Annotated in this window: 13 protein-coding genes; 6 read left to right on the forward strand and 7 right to left on the reverse strand. The window is 55.0% G+C overall.

Annotation, left to right across the window (positions count from 1 at the left end; all coding sequences use genetic code 11):
• Positions 1-93: 93 nt before the first annotated feature.
• The 4 genes from AADJ11_RS18265 to AADJ11_RS18280 all read right to left on the reverse strand — a co-directional run bounded on the left by AADJ11_RS18265 (position 94) and on the right by AADJ11_RS18280 (position 4,133).
• Positions 94-2,748 (reverse strand): VirB3 family type IV secretion system protein, encoded by a 2,655-nt coding sequence (locus AADJ11_RS18265; RefSeq protein WP_341235867.1) that lies wholly within the window; start codon positions 2,746-2,748, stop codon positions 94-96.
• A 68-nt stretch (positions 2,749-2,816) separates the two neighbouring features.
• On the reverse strand, positions 2,817-3,098 hold the full coding sequence (locus AADJ11_RS18270; protein WP_341235868.1) for a TrbC/VirB2 family protein: 282 nt from the start codon (positions 3,096-3,098) through the stop codon (positions 2,817-2,819).
• Positions 3,098-3,811 carry a lytic transglycosylase domain-containing protein gene (locus AADJ11_RS18275; RefSeq protein ID WP_341235869.1) on the reverse strand — a complete coding sequence of 238 codons (714 nt, stop codon included), beginning with the start codon at positions 3,809-3,811 and terminating at the stop codon, positions 3,098-3,100. Before AADJ11_RS18275 ends, AADJ11_RS18270 begins: the two co-directional genes overlap by 1 nt.
• Positions 3,762-4,133 carry a hypothetical protein gene (locus AADJ11_RS18280; protein ID WP_341235870.1) on the reverse strand — a complete coding sequence of 124 codons (372 nt, stop codon included), beginning with the start codon at positions 4,131-4,133 and terminating at the stop codon, positions 3,762-3,764. Before AADJ11_RS18280 ends, AADJ11_RS18275 begins: the two co-directional genes overlap by 50 nt.
• A 216-nt stretch (positions 4,134-4,349) precedes the next feature.
• Here AADJ11_RS18280 and AADJ11_RS18285 point away from each other — a divergent pair, with 216 nt between their 5' ends.
• A complete protein-coding gene (locus AADJ11_RS18285) occupies positions 4,350-4,733 on the forward strand; it encodes a hypothetical protein (RefSeq protein ID WP_341235871.1) in 384 nt (127 codons plus the stop codon).
• 264 nt (positions 4,734-4,997) lie between these two features.
• Positions 4,998-5,522: a hypothetical protein gene (locus AADJ11_RS18290; RefSeq protein ID WP_341235872.1), complete on the forward strand. Its 525-nt coding sequence runs from the start codon at positions 4,998-5,000 to the stop codon at positions 5,520-5,522.
• 14 nt (positions 5,523-5,536) lie between these two features.
• On the opposite strand, the gene AADJ11_RS18295 is transcribed toward AADJ11_RS18290, so the two are convergent.
• The 3 genes from AADJ11_RS18295 to AADJ11_RS18305 all read right to left on the reverse strand — a co-directional run bounded on the left by AADJ11_RS18295 (position 5,537) and on the right by AADJ11_RS18305 (position 8,928).
• Positions 5,537-5,902, reverse strand: a complete 366-nt coding sequence (locus tag AADJ11_RS18295; protein ID WP_341235873.1) for a hypothetical protein — start codon at positions 5,900-5,902, stop codon at positions 5,537-5,539.
• A 248-nt stretch (positions 5,903-6,150) separates the two neighbouring features.
• A complete protein-coding gene (locus tag AADJ11_RS18300) occupies positions 6,151-7,806 on the reverse strand; it encodes a Fic family protein (protein ID WP_341235874.1) in 1,656 nt (551 codons plus the stop codon).
• Positions 7,807-7,902: 96 nt separating this feature from the next.
• Entirely contained in the window at positions 7,903-8,928 is a 1,026-nt protein-coding gene (locus tag AADJ11_RS18305; RefSeq protein ID WP_341235875.1) for a replication initiator protein A, read from the reverse strand.
• A gap of 1,198 nt (positions 8,929-10,126) precedes the next feature.
• Between AADJ11_RS18305 and AADJ11_RS18310 the strand changes: the two genes are divergently transcribed.
• The 4 genes from AADJ11_RS18310 to AADJ11_RS18325 all read left to right on the forward strand — a co-directional run bounded on the left by AADJ11_RS18310 (position 10,127) and on the right by AADJ11_RS18325 (position 17,831).
• Positions 10,127-12,100, forward strand: a complete 1,974-nt coding sequence (locus tag AADJ11_RS18310) for a ParB/Srx family N-terminal domain-containing protein (RefSeq protein WP_341235876.1) — start codon at positions 10,127-10,129, stop codon at positions 12,098-12,100.
• Between the two features lie 92 nt (positions 12,101-12,192).
• A complete protein-coding gene (locus AADJ11_RS18315) occupies positions 12,193-12,786 on the forward strand; it encodes a DUF3085 domain-containing protein (protein WP_341235877.1) in 594 nt (197 codons plus the stop codon).
• On the forward strand, positions 12,786-13,445 hold the full coding sequence (locus AADJ11_RS18320; protein ID WP_203243535.1) for a hypothetical protein: 660 nt from the start codon (positions 12,786-12,788) through the stop codon (positions 13,443-13,445). The genes AADJ11_RS18315 and AADJ11_RS18320 overlap by 1 nt, the downstream gene beginning before the upstream one ends.
• 108 nt (positions 13,446-13,553) lie before the next feature.
• Complete coding sequence (locus AADJ11_RS18325) at positions 13,554-17,831, forward strand: strawberry notch family protein (protein WP_341235878.1); 4,278 nt, start codon at positions 13,554-13,556, stop codon at positions 17,829-17,831.
• Positions 17,832-17,999 lie beyond the last annotated feature (168 nt).

Raw genomic sequence — 17,999 nt, forward strand, 5'->3', positions numbered from 1 at the left:
TGTCCATGCGGCCAAAACAATCCGACCGCTGGCCGGTGCTCACACCAGAGCAACCCGGGACAATCAAAGCCAACAATATTCCTGTGATCCACTTCATGACATATGTCTCCAAAACTCAGTGTCTTTGCGCCAATTATGAGGCGCACGTTCTTCTCCCGTGCGCCCGCCACCCAAAACTGTCAGCGCGCTTCCCAGACCGCTGAGGTCCATGTCGACAAAGACGCTGTCGCTACCAGAACGCACCAAAGCAATCCGCATCGCACCGGCCCCGCGAGATAGGAAATCTGCCTCTCGATCATTAAGCCGCAAAATCTTGTAATCCTCTGGGTTCGCGCGCGCGTTCGGGTACAGCACCTGCGTCGTCACGCTCTCTGCGATGATCTGACCAACGGAGCTTTTTTCGAGATGGCCGGGTGTTTGCGTCAACATGATCACCACGCAGTTCTTCTTGCGCATTGTCACAAGCCAATCGTGCAGACGCTTTTCAAACATCTCGTCGTTCAGCATCTTCCAGGCCTCATCAATGACAATCATCGTCGGCTTTCGATCCTCAATGACCCGCTCGATCCGACGGAAGAGATAAGCCAGAAGGGCCGAGCGTTCTGTGCTGAGGTCCAAAATCTCCGACATGTCGAGGCCAACGACCTCTTCACCAATCTCAATCGGCTGGTCGGCCTTTTTGGAAAATAGCCAGCTGTAGCGTCCACCTTTGGTCCATTCACGCACCCGCGCGAGGAGGTCGCCATCATCATCGGTAGATGTGACAAGGCTTTCCAAGCCCGCAAATGTACGGAGCCCTTCTTGCGCTGAGGTGATCTGGCGCACCGCGTTGTTAATCGCGACAGTCTGTGTCGTGGAAAGCGGCTTGTTGCGGGCCAAAATATCCGTCAGCCAATCGGTCAACCATGCAGCACCACGCTCATCGGTTTCAGTTTGGAACGGGTTAAACCCTGTGGCTTCGCCTACTTTGATCGAACTGTAGGCTCCACCCATCGCCCGCACTGACATCTCCAGGCCCTGATCCTTGTCGAAGACCAAAACGCGCGCACCGACACGTCGCGCCTGCGCCATAAGAAAGGCCGTGCCGATGGTTTTACCTGACCCGGTGCGGCCCAACACAAGCGTGTGCCCCGCACTCGGCTCCTCTAGGCGCTTGCCTGCGTCATGAAAATTGAAGCGGTACATCCCCGATGAAATCGTCGGGAAGACACTGATCACCTCTCCCCAGGGTGATTGCTCTTTGACTCTGCCAGGGCGTGCTTTGTGAAACGCTGCCATTTCGGCGAAATTGTCGGACGACAGCAAGGCTGTGCGAACGCGATGGGACCAATTCCCTGGAGCTTGAGCGAAGAACAGGGCCGAGATCACGCCTTTGAAGGCCCAATAACTGGCGCGTTCGCGGATCATCGTAGCACCCGTTTCTTGCGCGGCGCGCCAAACCTCGGATGCGGCGATCTCCAATTCTTTGGGACTGTCCGCCGTGACCATCACCGACAGATGGTGTGTGCCATAAACTTGTCGGCCAGAGGCTACGTTATCAGCCGAAAGTTCTAAATCTTGTTGTTGAGAACGGGCAGCATCGTCTGTGGCCTTCATTTGGCGTGAGACCAGTTTCATTTTCTCGACAACCGCGTTGTTGCGCTGCGGGGTGAAGCTATTGGTGATCACGATGTCAAAGGGCAGCTCTAACGCGTCCAACATCGTGGGCCACGTATTGGGGCTGTAAGCTTGCACGCCAAACAAGGCCCCGAACCGTTTCTCCTGGCCATTATCGATCTCAACCAGCTTGCCTTTAAACGTGAACTCACTGTTGACCCCTGCCGTGGACAGGAATTGGCCTGGAACGGCATGGCGCGGTTGGTAGCTCTGACCCTGCACGGAGCCAAGAAGGCCCAACCACTCGCCATCCCCTACGCGCAACCGCCGAAACCCAACGCCTTGATGCATGCCCTCAAGAAGGCGCATTGCCTCATTCAGCTTGTCCCGGCGTTCGATGAGTTCCGCGCGAAACTGCGCATTCTCTTTTCTGGGGGAGAAAAACTTTGACAGGCCCAGTTTGTCAGAAATGCTTGGTCGCAAGAGCAGCGAAATCATAATCACACGTCGCTTGAGGTTGCGTGACTTCACATCCGACAACCAACGGCGGTCAACTTCTGAGGTGAACGGGTCTTCATCGACAGGATCCAGATCGACCTTCTCGGGGATGGTTATCTTGTTGACGTAAAATCCAAATTGTTCGCCAAACTGGCCCACCTGGCGGGCGAAAGCCTCTGCTTGCGTGTCCACGTCCGCATCGTCAGATGTAAAACTGTCGAGCCCCTCCACGATGGCCGACGCCATCAGGTCTCCCTGCCGCGTCAGAATAATGTCGTCTGTCAGCGATGACATATATGGCAAATGACGTGCCGCAGGTTCTTCCTTACTCGCGGCTGCCCCGATGAGTTGCGCCGTATTGGACCCCGCCATCGACAGTGTGGGCCCATAACTATCCCCGCCACGAATGGCGCGGTTCCTCGTGGGCGGTGTCGTTGTGTACACAGTCGCCAAAATCTCAAACAGTGCGGGATTGCGATCTGCGATAACCCAGAGCACCGGATAAGCCGCGGGGATCAGAAGCAGGAACTTCCACTCGTCCAATCCGACAAACGGGATCACAGCCGTCATCATCAGCCCAATGAAATACCCGATAGGCAACCCGAAAAACTTGGGAGGTCTGGTCAATCCAAGAAAGACGGGCGTTTCACGCATCTGCGGGCACCTTTTTGAAATGGATGGGACCCCGCACCCTCAAGACAGGTGCAGGGTTGCTTGCGTTCTTAAGGTGCTGCGAAACCGTCGATGATGGTCGCGGCGGAAAATACCAAAACAATGCCGAGGAAAATCGCCAAAAACAGCGGCCAGTTAAGCCGCCCGGTGAACATCATGTAGCCAGCGGCGACCAACCCGAGGATGCCAACAAGGCGGCCGATTGGACCGGTGAGCGCGTCGACCACCGTTTGCAGCATATTTTCCAGCGGATCGAGGTTCTGCGCGAGCGCCGGGTCCGCCATGACCAAAAAGAAGGGCGTCAGAGCCAAAAGGCGCTTCAGTTGTTTCATCACAAATTCTCCTGTGGGATCGTTGCGCGATAAAGCGCAAACACTTTGACAACGTGTTCTTGCGTTTCGCGGTAAGGGGGAATGCCGCCGTAGCGTGTGACGGCTTCAGGACCCGCGTTGTAAGCAGCGAGCGCCAGTTCTGCGGATTGAAACCTCAGCATTTGCGCAAGAAGGTAGCGCGCGGAGCCATGCAGGTTCTCTTCGGCATCATGCGGGTCCACCCGCAGTACGCGGGCGGTTTCGGGCATAAGCTGTCCCAGCCCAATTGCGCCGACATGCGAGACGGCGGATTGCCTGAAATTGGATTCAATGCCGATATTTGCACGAAACAATGCGAGCCATTGCAGACCCGATAGTTCGGCAGCCGTAAGACCGGGATGATCAAGATATTGCGCGGCGACGTTGCGGATCATCTCCTCGACCTCGGCACTTCCCTGCCGGGGTGCGCTCACGCTTGGCAGAACTACAGGGTCGGGCTGATCGAGCAGTTGTGCGGCGGGCTGAGGGGTTGGTCTATCAAGATCCAGAACGCCTGACACGAATTGACTGGGTGATCTTGTGGTGTTGGAAAACTCACCTTTTTCAAGGTCGATAACATCTGCTTGTGCGGCGATTGGTGAAGATTTTGCGGCTATCACGCAAAGCGCAATGATCCAAAGATTTTTACCTATGGTCCTCCGCAATTTCCCAAACCTCTTTTTGGCCTGCGGCAAGTGGGATGTTCACAACGTTGAAGCCAAGTTCGACAGCAAGAGATACCAGACCGGATACGGTGACGATGTATTTTGGACTTGCGTCCCCCGCGACGACAACAAGTGCACGTAACGGCGCACCATCATCAGCTTGGGTACACACGAACAGCCGCCAAAGCCCTCGCCATACACCTTTATCCTTCTGCGCACCTTCTATGCATTCGACTTCTAACGTTCCCCCAGCCGAAATGTCCTCACGAACACCGGCCATCTTGCGCACAGACGATCTGTCTCTCATTTTCGATTCCCCACAGCTGCAGCCAAAGCCACTCATCTGGGTCATCTAACACCACCGTCCCAACCATCGCTAGCACTTCGCGCATTACGGTAGTTTGCATATTCATCGTTAGGTTACATATTTAACCTAGTCAATGCTATTTCAGGTTGTATGGTGAAATGAGACCTTCAGAGTGGCTCAATATAAAGCCTTAAGCGAATTCCAGCCCTAAGATATTGGGAAGTTCTCCCCCATGAACAATCGCAGCACGGCCACAAATTCATGACCGCAATTCTGCGCTCATACACAGAACCAAATAGATGGATCGTCACGGCAGCCGCGTTTTCTGTCTTTTGCGCACGATTCGGACGGACACCTGCAAACCGCATTCAAGGCTTTGTGTTGTTGATGGTCTGCAGCCTGCCTGCCGCCGTGCTTTCCCAGACAGTTTTTTGCCTACCCCCTGCGGTGCCCCTTCTTCCAAACGATCCGGAGATGCTGATCGAGTTTAGAGCCGAGCTTTCTGCGGATTTCTCCCAGTATTTCACCGATGCCCAAGACTATCTCAACTGTCTGCAACAGGCGCATGGCGCAACACGCCTCGAGATTGAAGGCGCTATCCGTGACTACACGGCGCTTTTGGATACGCCCCGTAAAGACAATTGACCCCACTTCCCTACATCTTTCAGATCGGAGACGAAAATGACTGACTTTCTCAAAACCCGCTGCCTACTCCTTGTTCTTGCTGTGTCTTGTCTTGTCGCTTTTGTGCCGCGACCCGCCCAAGCATACCAAGTCGATTGCGCGATCCTTTTGTGTTTGTCAGGCGGCTGGCCAGCTTCGGCACCCTGCGCTCATGCGCGCGCCGTGTTCATACGCCGGATCACACCTTGGCCCATTGAACCGCCTCTTCAGATCTGGCGTTGCCCGATGCGGACAGTTCTGAACGAACCAAGTCCATTATCTCCAAGCGAGAGGTTCCTACGCTACGCCTTTGAAGATGCCCCGCAACAATCGACCCCGATCGGAGAGCTTCCTGTTCTGGCATCCATTGGTCAGCCCGCACGCGGCGCTCCGGTTCAAAACGAGATCTTTGACCAAGAGGCCGCTGTATTATTGCTGGCCCAGAGCATCTCCGACGACAATGGAACAGCTGACATTGATATCTCTGACCCCGCTTTTGACTTTGTGCGCAGCATTAAAGTTTGGCGCGTGGATCACTATGTGCACCGCGAACAGGGGAGCGAAGGCGGTTGCGAAGAAACCGACCGCACATTCTTGGGCACTTACGGTGTGCAAGGCGATTTCAACTGGACACGCTCAAGTGCCCGAAGTGTGCCTTCGTGGATGGCCTTGTCGACGGGATGTCATAGCGGCATGGGTCTCTACCGCGGCGTCGGCATAGAATGGCACGACTTTGAGGGTCGCCATGGCTATGAGTTGGTCCGGTATTGATCTTGAAATCGGAGTCATGACCGGCGCTGTTTCGGTGCCATGAAACAGGCGGCAATCGGAAGCCTGCCGTCGACAAATTCAGATGTGTCCAAATACAAGAGAGGCGAGGCTTCTGGCGCAATCTCAAAGCAATGATCGACAACTGCATCCTCGCCTTTGAGGCTGATCGGTGCTGACACAATCTCCAGCGTACCCGGGTCGACCAGCAGAAATGTTTCGCCTGTCTTTTCGAAAAGCGCGCGGTAGAGAGGACGACCGGTATCATCATGCCCGATCAGACCATAGGAAATTGCGAAGGGTTCCGCTTGGGTGCGCCAGGCATCCACGCCTTCTTTCGTGACCAAATTGAGTGGCAAGTCGGGAAAAAACACATCATTCATAAAATATCACCAGTCTTACTTGGGCATCAATGAGGAGTGTTCTTAACCGTTCGCAAAATTGCTTCAAGCACAATCTGGGGGCGGTTATAAAATTTATTTTCAACCAAAGGTTTCTATGCGCCAAAAGCCTTTTGCAAAGCCTTTTCCGCTTTGGCTTAGCGATACCGATACGGAAAATTTCCCTTAAAAAATTTTGGTTTCATGTTTCCATCGCCAGACTTTTGATGGAAGACACCGTTCTCGACCGTCTACACTCCGCGCGCCATTGCTGTTGCAACAAAATCGGCGAAGGGCCGTAAATCCGTCGTCGTGCTGGCAACTTCAAGGGCTACCATGTAGCTGCTGCGATCTTCCAGACGAATAATGGTCCACGGATATCCACCCGACGCGAGCATGACATTCATCAAAAAGCGTGCCATACGACCGTTTCCGTCCGGATAGGGGTGAACATACCCTAAAAGCCAATGGCCCATCACCGCTTTGACGGCGGGCGAAGGCTCGTCGCGTAGCCGGTCAAACAAGGCCTCGATGCCGTCAAGAACCGCCTCGGAGCGTGGCGGTGTATGGCGTGAACCCCGCAAATAGACCGGATGGCTCCGGTAACCGGCCAACACGCCAGCTTTTAGAATACCCGCATCGACGGAAGGCTGGAACAGGGCGCTGTACCAATCATCGTGATCGGCTTGTGCGACCTCGCCAGCGTTTTGTCCGGCAAGAACGCTTTCAATGGATCTGCGCACAGACTGAAATGCTTGCCAATATCCGCTTGCGGCCAAAGCGTTTCGATCTTCTCGATCCTCGGGGTTACCCTCTGGATCAAAGGCCCCTGCCCTGATCTTGTCGATCAGTTCGGGCGTGACGCGGTACCCTTCGATCGACAATGAATTATAGGCGTCGTTGACATAGATTTCGTCTACTGCCGCAAGATACGTCGCAGGATCACGTGGCAGTGGGCTTGGCTTCGGAAACCGGTCTATAATACCGTCGCGTTCCTTCTCCCAGATTTGAAGAATGCGCATGACCAGCGGTGATGTTCCGTTTGCAATGCGAGGGGCGAGTGCAACCACCCCGAAGGGGTCTTTCTCGCGTACATCATAACCTGCATCTCCCATCTTTTTGAGGATCAGATCAGCATCTTTGTCGCGCCCCATCTTGCGCAATGCCCCGGCGATCCGCCCTGATGCATTTACGTGACCGCCATCCAGCAGCCGCGTCAGGAGTGGTGTCACGGATGCCAGGCCGTTCAGCGTAATTTGGACTTCAGGGGCATGTGTCTGAAAAAAGGCCTCTGTGACTTTGCAAAGCGCCAACTCTTTTCCGATCAAGCGCACCCCGTTTATCTCAGCTCTGTCAGCGGGTGCGGGTAGCTCGGTCTGGTGGTCATAAAGTGATGTCTCGAATGGCAGATCCTTATTATTGCGCGACCCCGTTGGGCTCCAGACAATAACCTGCCGCGGAATGGTTGTACTTTCAGCATGCATCACCAGCGAATGCTCAGGTGACAGGCACCAGTCTGACCCGAACCTGTCTTCGCAATATCGTTTGCAGAATTCCCAGAACGAGACATACCAAAATGTGGAATCCCCCGCCCTGTCTTGTGGTCGTGTCGTAATCAACCAGCCATTGGCAATATCAGTCAGATAACCGGCCTTTTGTAAGCGCTCCCGGTGAACGCGGGACACCTGACTGCTTTTTACAACCGGGCCCGTTTCGTCTTGAACTTTACGAAGAACCTCTAAGGAAGATGCGAGCTTCTCATTGGGTTTTGCCACTGTTTTTGCCTTTCGAACGCTCACCACTTGCCTTGATACGGGCCGTCGTACACGCGTAACTTTTGTTGTGCGTCTGCGCGCATTTTGTGTTGTTTGATTGCGCGTATATATTGCTGTGCGCCTGCGCGTCAACTCTGTTGCGCTCCAAAGTTCGCAGATGTTACAAAGGCCGCCAGGTCAGCGCACACTGCCAAAGCCTCTCAACCCAACACTGTACAGCGCACCCGATTAAGGGCGGCCCCTTTTCTCGAACCACTTACGGCAAAACCCCAGGAACGCACGATCAGGGTTCTTTGGGGCATCCAATCCACCATCACTCATCCAAACTTTCCACTCACCCTCGAGGTGATAGATATCCCAGCCTGGAGCGATGTCGCGCGCCTCCTCATAGGTCGCAGCTTCCAGTACGATGCGCGCCGCCGCCTCGACCACCTGAACTTCTTTGTACATCGTCCCCCGATTCACAAAGACGAGCAGATCCGTATCTCCTTTGAAAGAGATCGAATAGTCGGGAAGATGATCATGTTCGACCAAATGCCGCAAGGACCGCCTAAACTCTTTCAGCGAGGATTTTGACCCGGATTTCTTATGCAGCAGATCCAAATTGATGGACCACGTCGGTTGGCGCCCACAGTGTTTGCGGGCAATCTCATAGACCCGGCGTTCAATCGGTTTGCGCAGCCTGAAGTAGTCCTTGTGCAGCGTCAGCACTTCCTGCGCGCGGATCGCATTGAACACCCACTCGGAAAGTTTAAGCTCACACCACAGCAAGCGCCCATCATTGCCGTGCTTGCGTCTGATAGAGGCCGCATCGATCAGGCCGAATGTATCGTATTGTTCCTCATCGCCGGTTTGAATGTTTGTGCTGATCCGCGTGCCCGCCAAACGGTCCACCGCCTGCACAAGCGCTTGATAATCTTTGCCAGACGTTCCCCGGTTGGCAAACACCAGCAGATCACGGGAGTTCAGGCGGACGCGCCGAGACACCTCTTCTCCATCCCGCAGCTTATGCATGATCTGGGAAATACAATAAATCAGGATGTCCTTGTCATAGATCGTCGCCAACCCCTTCACGCTGGGTGTGATCTCGACCCAATGACCGTTATGCTCATAGCGGCGAACGGCTGTTTCAGGTTTCTTGGAGAGTGAATAAAACGGATGCTCCATCTGCGGCATCACATCCTTCAGCACTGCATCCGCCACATCGCAGATGAACAGATCATCTTGCGGGTGGCGCTCCGGTAGGAGCTGCAAATTTGGATTCGGGGTATTAGACACCATGTGGATAACTATTCGGGGTTTCACACACCTGTCAAGAGATTCGGGGTATTAGACACTTGGAGACCTGCATTCCGGCTAAATGTCGCTTTACACTATAAAATATGCAATCGGCTGGTTCGGGGTTTTACACACCGCGGCTGGGTATTCGGGGTTTCACCCACCTTTGCCTGACTATTAAGGGCCGAAGCCATCTTTCGGGGTATCACACACGCTCCTCTGGTTCGGGGTTTTACACACCAAGTCGGGCCGATTCGGGGTTTCACCCACCGATGCTGGAATATTTGCCCGATTACGGTCTAAAATTGAGGCATCAGAAACCGAATCGAACAACCAAACGATGTGGCTACCCCCTCAACGTGTCTGCAGATCCACCGAGCCCGATTCGGGGTAACACACACTATGGTTCGGGGTATCAGACACGTCCATTCGGGGTAACACACACCGCTTGTCCGATTTTATTATTATGCACCAATGACTTATCTGGATTTTCAGTGCCTTAACACACTATATAACACATATATAACACAGCAAACCGACGGGCTAATTCGCGCAAATAACCACGTAGAAATCAGAAACGTTGAAAGTGCTTAGAAAAAGGAAGCAGAGGGTCGCGTACCGGATTGGATGAAGTAGATTACTGTCATATTTCTGCCCTGAGGCCAAAAGTTCTCGCGACAGACAATTTCAAACATGAAAAGTAGTTTCTGTGTTCATCATCCCATTGGGCCAGATTGCCCAAACAAGTGAGCCTCGTGAAGCATTTCTTCGGTTGGCATCTAAGCATTACCTGATGAGCGTTTCATGGCCCCTGCCCCGCAAGTCGGGGCACCTTGCTCTAGGCCTGCGCCGATAAATCGGCTCCACCCCAGAACACCGCACGATACATCTCCACTGTTCCAATAGTCGTTTGACCATATCAGCAAACTGAGCTGCCCAATCTCCTTTGGCTCATGCAGACCTGCATGTACGTCGATCTGCCTCACGAGGGTTACGATCAAATGGGGCGCTGCGCGGTCCCTGCGGGACCTTGCAGGGGAATGAAGATGGGCCGGGTGCTCCAAGGTCTAGAAGACGGGGGCTGAATCCGGCGGACGGAAGGAAAGTAAAAGCAGGCTTCTTTGGGGGGTGATCCTGACATTTCGGGATCGAACCAACCAATAAAGGAAGCATCATGACAACCCAAATGACATCCCAACAGATTGAAATCGGAAAACTGGAACAGCATCCCGCCAACGTGCGTGCTCAATCCGTCGAGGCTTATGAAGCCGAGAATATTGTACATCTTAAGGCCAGCATTGTGACGCTCGGCCTCATCCAGCCCCTGGTTGTGCAGAAGATCGGGTCGAAATACGGTGTTTTGGGCGGCGGTCGTCGTCGCGCCGCTCTACAAGAACTGGCTGCTGATACCTCTGAGAAGGCATTTACAAGCAAAACGAAGGTCGAATGTCGGGTCGTGCCCGCCGATTGCGATCTGACAACTGCCATCTCTCTGGCTGAGAACATCACCCAGGCCCCAATGTCGCCGATTGACCAGTTTGACGCCTTTGCCCGGATGATGAAGACCGACAATCAGTCGATCGCCAGTATCGCGATGACCTTCGGTACGACCGAGATTGCCGTCAAAGAACGCCTCCGGTACGGGCTTGTTCATTCCAGCATCCGCGAAGCAGTCCGGGCCAAGACACTCACTCTGGATGCCATGAAGGCATTTGCCGATCATCCCTCCCCGGAAGTCCAGTTCGAAGTCTTTGAGGCGTTGACCCAGGACGGGGCGCGGCCGCATGCACATCAGATCAAGTCCACATTGCGCGCCCGTGGGATTCAAGTGGGTGACGCGTTGGGTGCGTTCATCCGGGACGACTATGAAGCCAAAGGAGGAGGAGTTGCCGCGGACTTGCTCGACGAGCATTCGGTCCTTGAAGATATGGATCTGGCCAAAAAGGTTTTGATCGAAAAACTTCAGGCGGCCGCCGAAGCCGAGCGTGACCGCCTTGGGTTTGCCTGGGCAGATGCAGCGGGTGAGCATGATTACCAGATGTTCAGCAGCTATGGCCGCGTCTATCCAGCAACAATCGTGCCGGACGCAGCAGGTCAAGCGCGACTTGGGGAGATCGCAACGCTGGTTTCTGCTCTGGAAGATCGCCAGTCTGCCGAAGAGATCAGCCAAGACGAGGCGGACGAGATCTATGATGAAATCGATACGCTAACCGAAGAGGCGGATGAGCTGCAAACCGGGTATCTGCCGGATGACCTCAAGAACGCCGGAGTGTTTGCGACCTGGAACCACAGCAATGTCCATCTGACGGTTGGTCTGATCCGCCCAGAAGATCAAGCCTGCGCAAATGTGACTTCTGGAGGTGACGGAAACATAGCGCCAAAGGATGTGACCAAGAGCGACGCCATTACCTATTCTGCAGCACTTTCCTCTGACCTGAAGATGGAACGGGCGATGGCTCTGGGAGCCGCCTTGGCATCCCACCCTGAAATTGCCACGGATTTTGCTCTGTTCAAGATTATCAACGATGTGCTCTGCGCTGGTGCCCGTACCTACGCCATCGACTTGACGGTAGCTGTTCAGCATCGCACTCACGCCAAGCTTGATGAGATTGACCGAACCGCGCAGGAGCAAATGGACGTGATCCGCGAAACGCTGGATCTGGGCTGGGCCGATGAAACCCGCTCACCTGCCGAGCAATTTGCCAAGTTCCGTGCGCTTAATGGCTCCAAGAAGGCCGCCCTTGTCGCGTTCGCTGTCGGGCTGACGGTCAAACCCTGTTTTGCGCGCAACCGGACCGCAGACGTCCTGATGTACGACTTTGAAGCAGAAATCATGCCCGATCTCCGCGCGCATTGGGCACCGAATGCAGCGCTCTTCGGTCGTTTCAAAAAGGCACAGCTTTTGCATATGCTGAATGCAGACCTCGGCCTGACCCAAGAAGCACTCAATCTTGCCGGTTCCAGCAAGAACGACGTGGTCACCTTTTGTGATCAGCTCTTTGCAGAGCCTTTTGCAACCCTGACCGACGCACAGCGCACGGCCGTGGCCACATGGTGCCCGCCTGATATGCAAACCGTCACGCCGGCTGCAACAGTTGAGACCAGCGATGTCCCAGATCACGTCGAAGATCACGCCAAAGCCGCCTGATCACTGGCAAGACCCAAAGGAGCGTCGTTTCTTTGGGTCTTGCCCCAGCACATCAAAAACAAATCCTCAAATACAGATCTTCGGAGATACAAATGGCCCTACTCGAATTCGCGACCCCAGAGGTCGCCAAGATTATCAAACACGCACAAAGCTGTACCAGATTTATACCCAAATGGGACGGTGAGGTAACGCAACCCGGCCTGATCCTCTCCGTCGCTCAGGGCGTTTTCCTGATGTCCAATGGGCTGGATGCGACCTCGATCAAGGAAGTCGGTGCGCCGGACACCAACGGAATGCTGGTTTATGCGGACGGCAAGAACCCGCAAGTTGATCCCAACTGGGCTGCTGAGGTGACGGCAATTTTTTGTGGCTATACCGGCATCTATCACCTCGACATTATTCAGGCGGCGCAACAGATTATCACGCGCGGGGACCCGACCTTGATGCTGTGCGTGTCCAACCACGTGATCGATGTGTTTGATCCCAGAAAGCAAACGCCGTTGATCGGTCAGATCTACAAGACGCCATCCGGTCTCGGAGGTGTGTTCCACGTCAAAATTCTGGATCTCACAGCGACCCATGCATGGGTTCGAAATCACGGAAACAGTGAAGATTTTGACAATGCTTTGCCCTACCGCGTCCCGCTCGACAAGATCTATCCAATTGAGATGAAAGGAGCTGCGTGATGGGGTGGCTTTTTTATACCGACCAGCGCATCCGGGGTCACGCCCAAGAAAAGGCAGAAATTACACGGATTTGCACTTTTGAGAACGATACATTGTCCCAGATGCCCCTTAGACTGAGCAAAGTAGGGTCTGTCTGGTATGTCGCTGTCAGATCTTTACCAAGACCGGGAACGTCGTTCACGCAAACCCAATATGTTGCAGGCCCGGACGGGGCATATACATTCGCGGCTGTGTTTCTGACCGGCTATGATCAGGGGTGCTTTGGTTACAAGGATATGGATGAGACCATGGGCCCCGTGCAGGCACGCGCACCCCTTGGGCTTATCGCATGTCTGTCAGAAATCTCTGACCCGAAGTCCTATGCGCACGGTTGGCGGCAAAAATGCAAAGACTGGGCCGCGATCCCAAACTACCAAGAGGGTGATGAAATACATCTTGCAGCACCTGTCACGATCACCGATGGATCAACCGTTCAGGACGTCCGACGCACGCATTACAAACGCCGCGGACGGCGGATGACCTGTTTTGCAGACATCAAGTCGGGGACCTTGGTGCGGCTTTCCAAAGAGAGCCTGGCAGGGTCGGTGTTGATCAAAGGGGCCGTGTCGACTGGCTCAGATGTGTTGGCCGAGTTTTATGCCCGTCAACGAGAGAGGTGATCTCGGCGCATCAGATTGTAGAATTTTTTTCCAAGCCGCCCAACCTCTCCAAAAGAGGAAAGGCGGCTTTCTTTTTGGTGAAGTTCAAACCCCGAAAGGAAAAATTCCATGTCAGACCCCAACGCATCCGCAACATCTGAAGCCCTGAGCGTTCTATCCTTGCGCCACTTGCTTCAAGCCACGGCACTTTTGGTGACGCGGGGAAGTCTACGCAGCGCTGACCTTGCCAAAGCGATGCGCGTCCACTTCGGCGGCAGTGACGCTGCCGGGCACTGGGACTGGCGCATGGCCTATGACGTGATGCAAGCAGCGGCGAATTTGGCGCTTAAGGACGCCACGTCCCCAACGCCGCCGCGCGCATTGGCGCAGCTGGCACAGGGCCTGCTCACCGAAACGCGGCGCTCTGAGGATCAGATCCGTTTGCAGCAATTCTCAACCCCCCTGCCCTATGCCGCTCTTGTCGCACATGCGGCCTGTGTCAGAAAAAGTGACCTCGTTCTCGAGCCGTCAGCTGGCACAGGTAGTTTGGCGGCCATGGCCGTCCGTCACGGGGCGGACATTCTGCTCAACGAGATAGATCCATTTCGGGCAGTACTGCTGGAAGCAATCTTTGATTTGACGCCGAGCATCCATGACGGCGAGCATATTGATGATCTGTTGCTCGATCCCCGCAAGCCAAGCGTCGTCCTGATGAACCCGCCGTTTTCTTCCTCCATTGATCGCAGCAATGATCCGCATACCGCCGCCAAACACCTTGTCGCCGCATCAAAACGGCTGGCCCCCGGGGGCAGGCTGGTGGCGATCATGCCGACGCGGTTCTCAGCAAAAAGCGTGCCAGCCTACTGGACGCGGCTCACGGGGATCGTCACGCCAAGGCTCGCTTTGGACATTCCAGGGTCGGTGTACCGAAAGATGGGCACAACGGTCGATACGCAAGTCCTGATTTGCGACAAGGTGGCGTTAGATGATCACGTCTTTGAGCAGCGCTCAGCCGACACCCTCGAAGAAGCCTTTGCCCTGCTCGATGAGACCCTACCTGAGCGCAGCGATGTTCAGCCGGGACCTTTCGCCAGAACACGATCACCAATTCTGACCGTCAACAGGGAGGCTTTGCGGCGCATCGGCACTTCGAGCAAGGCGTCGGGTCTGTCGACTGGGGTCGTGATCGGGCCAAAACACGCGCTTGCGCCAGTCGCCTATGATGTTTTGGCCGCACCACGAGAAAACCCGCCAGTCTCCGATATCTATGCACGTTATGCCCCGCAAAGGATCGACATTGCGCAGGCCCGCTCTCACCCGACGCCACTGGTGGAAAGTCTGGCAATGGCCTCTGTTGCACCGCCCGCACCCGCCGCGCGACAAATCGCAGAGCTCCAATTGCCAAAGCGCATCACGTCCGAGGGGGTGTTGTCGGACGCCCAACTGGAAACAATCATCATGGCCAATGACGCGCATGAGCGTAATCTGCCCGGCAAGTTTACCATCAACGACAACAACACCCAGTTGGTGCGCAAGGACGATGATCCAGAAGCGAAGGCCTACCGCTTGGGGTATTTCCTTGGTGACGGAACGGGGTGCGGCAAAGGCCGCCAGGTCGCAGGTCTCATCCTCGCAGGATGGCTGCAGGGCCGCCGCCGTTCGGTTTGGGTTTCCAAATCTGCTACGTTGATCGAAGATGCAGTTCGAGATTGGCATGATCTGGGCGGCTCACCCGCGGATATTCAATCCCTGTCCAAGTGGAAACCTGAGCAGGACATTTCTATGGCGGCAGGAATTCTCTTTGTCACTTACGCAACCTTGCGCTCTGCGGGCAAAGGCGGGAATACGCGGCTTGATCAAATCCTTAAATGGCTCGGACCTGATTTTGACGGTGTCATCAGCTTTGATGAAGCACATGCCATGCAAAATGCGGCCGGTTCCGAGGAAGGGCGCGGTACAAAGCCCTCTCAACAAGGCCTTGCGGGATTGCGATTGCAGTTGGCCCTGCCCCGCGCGCGCATATTCTACGTTTCGGCAACGGGTGCTACAAATGTTCACAATCTTGCCTATGCGTCACGTTTGGGTCTCTGGGGACAAGGCGCTGATTATCCGTTTCCAAGCCGCGAGAGCTTTGTCTCAGCCATGGAAGCTGGCGGGGTTGCTGCTATGGAAGTTGTCGCGCGTGATCTCAAAGCTCTGGGGCTATATACCGCCCGTGCCTTGAGTTTTGATGGTGTTGAGTATGATGTTCTTGAACATGCTTTGAGCGCAGCGCAAATCGAAGTTTATGACGCCTATGCGCGTGCCTTCAAAACCATCCATCAGAACTTGGATGCCGCTCTTGAGGCCACAGGTGTGGTTGATGCGACTGGCAAAACCCAGGCCTCCAGCGCTAAGGCCGCCGCGCGGTCACGTTTCGAGAGCACCAAACAACGGTTTTTCAACCACCTTTTGATGGGGATGAAAGCACCCTCCATCATTGCGGCCGTCCAACAAGATGTGGAGGACGGTTGGGCGGCTGTTGTTCAGATCGTTTCTACCGGAGAAAGCCTGCTCAAGCGGCGCCTTGACGGTATGGATCCCGAAGATGAGCTGGTCGAAGGCGCGCTTACGCCGCGTGATTACGTATTGGGATATCTCGAGCAAGCCTTCCCTATCCATACACAAAAGCTTGTTGAGATCGATGGAAATGTGATTGCCGAACCCCTCAGAGATGCCAACGGTGATCTCGTTGTGTCGCGCGAGGCGCTTGGGCTGCGCGAGGAGGCGATGGTGGAGCTCATGTCACTGGCACCTATCCCAGCCGCCCTTGATCAAATCCTTTGGGCCTTTGGGGCAGATAGCGTTGCAGAGGTTACCGGCCGTTCTCTACGACCCCTTAAAGGCACGGATGGGACGCTCTACATCGAGAAACGCAGCGCAAGCTCCAATTCTTCTGAAACCGGTGCGTTCATGGGAGCCGAGAAGAACATTTTGATATTCTCGGATGCGGGCGGTACTGGGCGGTCATACCACGCAGCGGAAAACGCTAAGAACCAGAAACGGCGCAGGCACTACCTGCTTGAACCGGGCTGGCGCGCCGATGCGGCCATTCAGGGCCTGGGACGGACTCATCGCTCTGCACAGGTGAGTGCGCCTTTCTTTCGTGTTTGCACTTCCGATGTGCACGGCGAGAAGCGCTTCACTGCAACCATTGCCCGCCGCCTGGATAATCTGGGCGCATTGACCAAAGGTCAGCGGGAAACCGGCGGTCAGGGGATGTTTCGCGAAGAAGACAACCTCGAAAGCCCGATCGCTCGGCACGCGCTGCGTGGCCTTTATGCCGATCTGGCCCATGATAGAGCATCGTCGATGCGCTATGAAACCTTTACGGAGTGGACGGCACTCAATTTGGTGGATGGTGAGGGGGTTTTGCTTGATGATCTTCCGCCGATTCAACGGTTTCTCAACCGCGTTCTCGCGCTGCCCATCCATATGCAGAACGCATTGTTTGAAGAGTTCATGGAGCGCATTGCAACGCAGACCGCACGTGCGCGCGAAGCCGGAACGCTCGATCTGGGAGTTGAAACGCTGCGCGGTGACCAGATTGTCCAGACGTCAGGTGAGGATCTCTGGACCTGCCCCCAATCCCACGCTGTCACGCGGATTATCGGTCTTGAGGTCACCAATCCGGTTCATGTGCGCAGATCAGGCGAGGCACTCGAGCGGGCCGGGCGTCGCGTACCGATGATCAACCACGCGTCGGGCCGTGTTGCCCTGATCGATGGGGCACCAATGCAAATCTATGACGAGGATGTTGTCACGCTGATGCGCAAGACAGTACGACCAACGGGATCGAAGTTGATTTTGGAAGAGGCGTTTGAGAAATCTGCTTGGGAAGAAGTCGACGTTGGCGAATTTGCACGTCTTTGGGATGATGAGGCCGACGCGCTGCCCCGCGAGGAGACAACCAAACTCTTTTTGCTCACCGGCCTGTTGTTGCCGATCTGGAAAGATATTCCAACCCGCAATGAGCGTATTTACCGGGTGTCTCCGCGTGGAGGTGGCGCGATGATTGGCCGGACGTTGAGTGAGGATGGGGCCGCGGCCCTTCGTGCACGTTTCATGAAAGGGACGCCGCAGACCCCGAATGAGATGCTGACAGTTGCACTTGGGTCGACCACTCCTGTTGATCTGGGTCACGGGCTTTATCTGCGGCGTCGCCGCGTTGCGGGCGAGACACGTCTTGAAATCGAGGGTGCCGATGGACCAACCACCGCCACCCTCAAGTCGATGGGTTGTTTTACTGAAATCATTGCTTTCCAGTTGCGGTTATTTGTGCCGCACGGTGAGGGGGCAGATACCACGGCGATCCTGGCCCGCATAACGGGCCAGAGCAGTGACAATCTAAGAGCAGATGCAGTATAAGGCATGCCCTGGGCTGAGAACCTGTCCGAATAAGTGCCGTGTGGGGGTGGGCCAGCGTGTCATCGCCCACATACGGGGATGCATCTGACGGTGCGCAAGAAAGTTAAAGCAAGCTTTTTTAGTTTTGGGTTCCATGAGGGACCTGAAAGAGAAACCGTGCGGCAGATC

It is taken from the genome of uncultured Sulfitobacter sp. (genome assembly GCF_964021855.1).
In the GTDB taxonomy this organism is placed as follows: Bacteria; Pseudomonadota; Alphaproteobacteria; order Rhodobacterales; family Rhodobacteraceae; genus Sulfitobacter.

What these genes read in the sequence shown, in the direction of transcription:
- AADJ11_RS18265 (WP_341235867.1), bottom strand. Translation starts at nt 2,748, where the DNA reads ATGCGTGAAACGCCCGTCTTTCTTGGATTGACCAGACCTCCCAAGTTT.
- AADJ11_RS18270 (WP_341235868.1), bottom strand. Translation starts at nt 3,098, where the DNA reads ATGAAACAACTGAAGCGCCTTTTGGCTCTGACGCCCTTCTTTTTGGTC.
- AADJ11_RS18280 (WP_341235870.1), bottom strand. Translation starts at nt 4,133, where the DNA reads ATGACCCAGATGAGTGGCTTTGGCTGCAGCTGTGGGGAATCGAAAATG.
- AADJ11_RS18285 (WP_341235871.1), top strand. Translation starts at nt 4,350, where the DNA reads ATGACCGCAATTCTGCGCTCATACACAGAACCAAATAGATGGATCGTC.
- AADJ11_RS18290 (WP_341235872.1), top strand. Translation starts at nt 4,998, where the DNA reads ATGCGGACAGTTCTGAACGAACCAAGTCCATTATCTCCAAGCGAGAGG.
- AADJ11_RS18295 (WP_341235873.1), bottom strand. Translation starts at nt 5,902, where the DNA reads ATGAATGATGTGTTTTTTCCCGACTTGCCACTCAATTTGGTCACGAAA.
- AADJ11_RS18310 (WP_341235876.1), top strand. Translation starts at nt 10,127, where the DNA reads ATGACAACCCAAATGACATCCCAACAGATTGAAATCGGAAAACTGGAA.
- AADJ11_RS18315 (WP_341235877.1), top strand. Translation starts at nt 12,193, where the DNA reads ATGGCCCTACTCGAATTCGCGACCCCAGAGGTCGCCAAGATTATCAAA.
- AADJ11_RS18320 (WP_203243535.1), top strand. Translation starts at nt 12,786, where the DNA reads ATGGGGTGGCTTTTTTATACCGACCAGCGCATCCGGGGTCACGCCCAA.
- AADJ11_RS18325 (WP_341235878.1), top strand. Translation starts at nt 13,554, where the DNA reads ATGTCAGACCCCAACGCATCCGCAACATCTGAAGCCCTGAGCGTTCTA.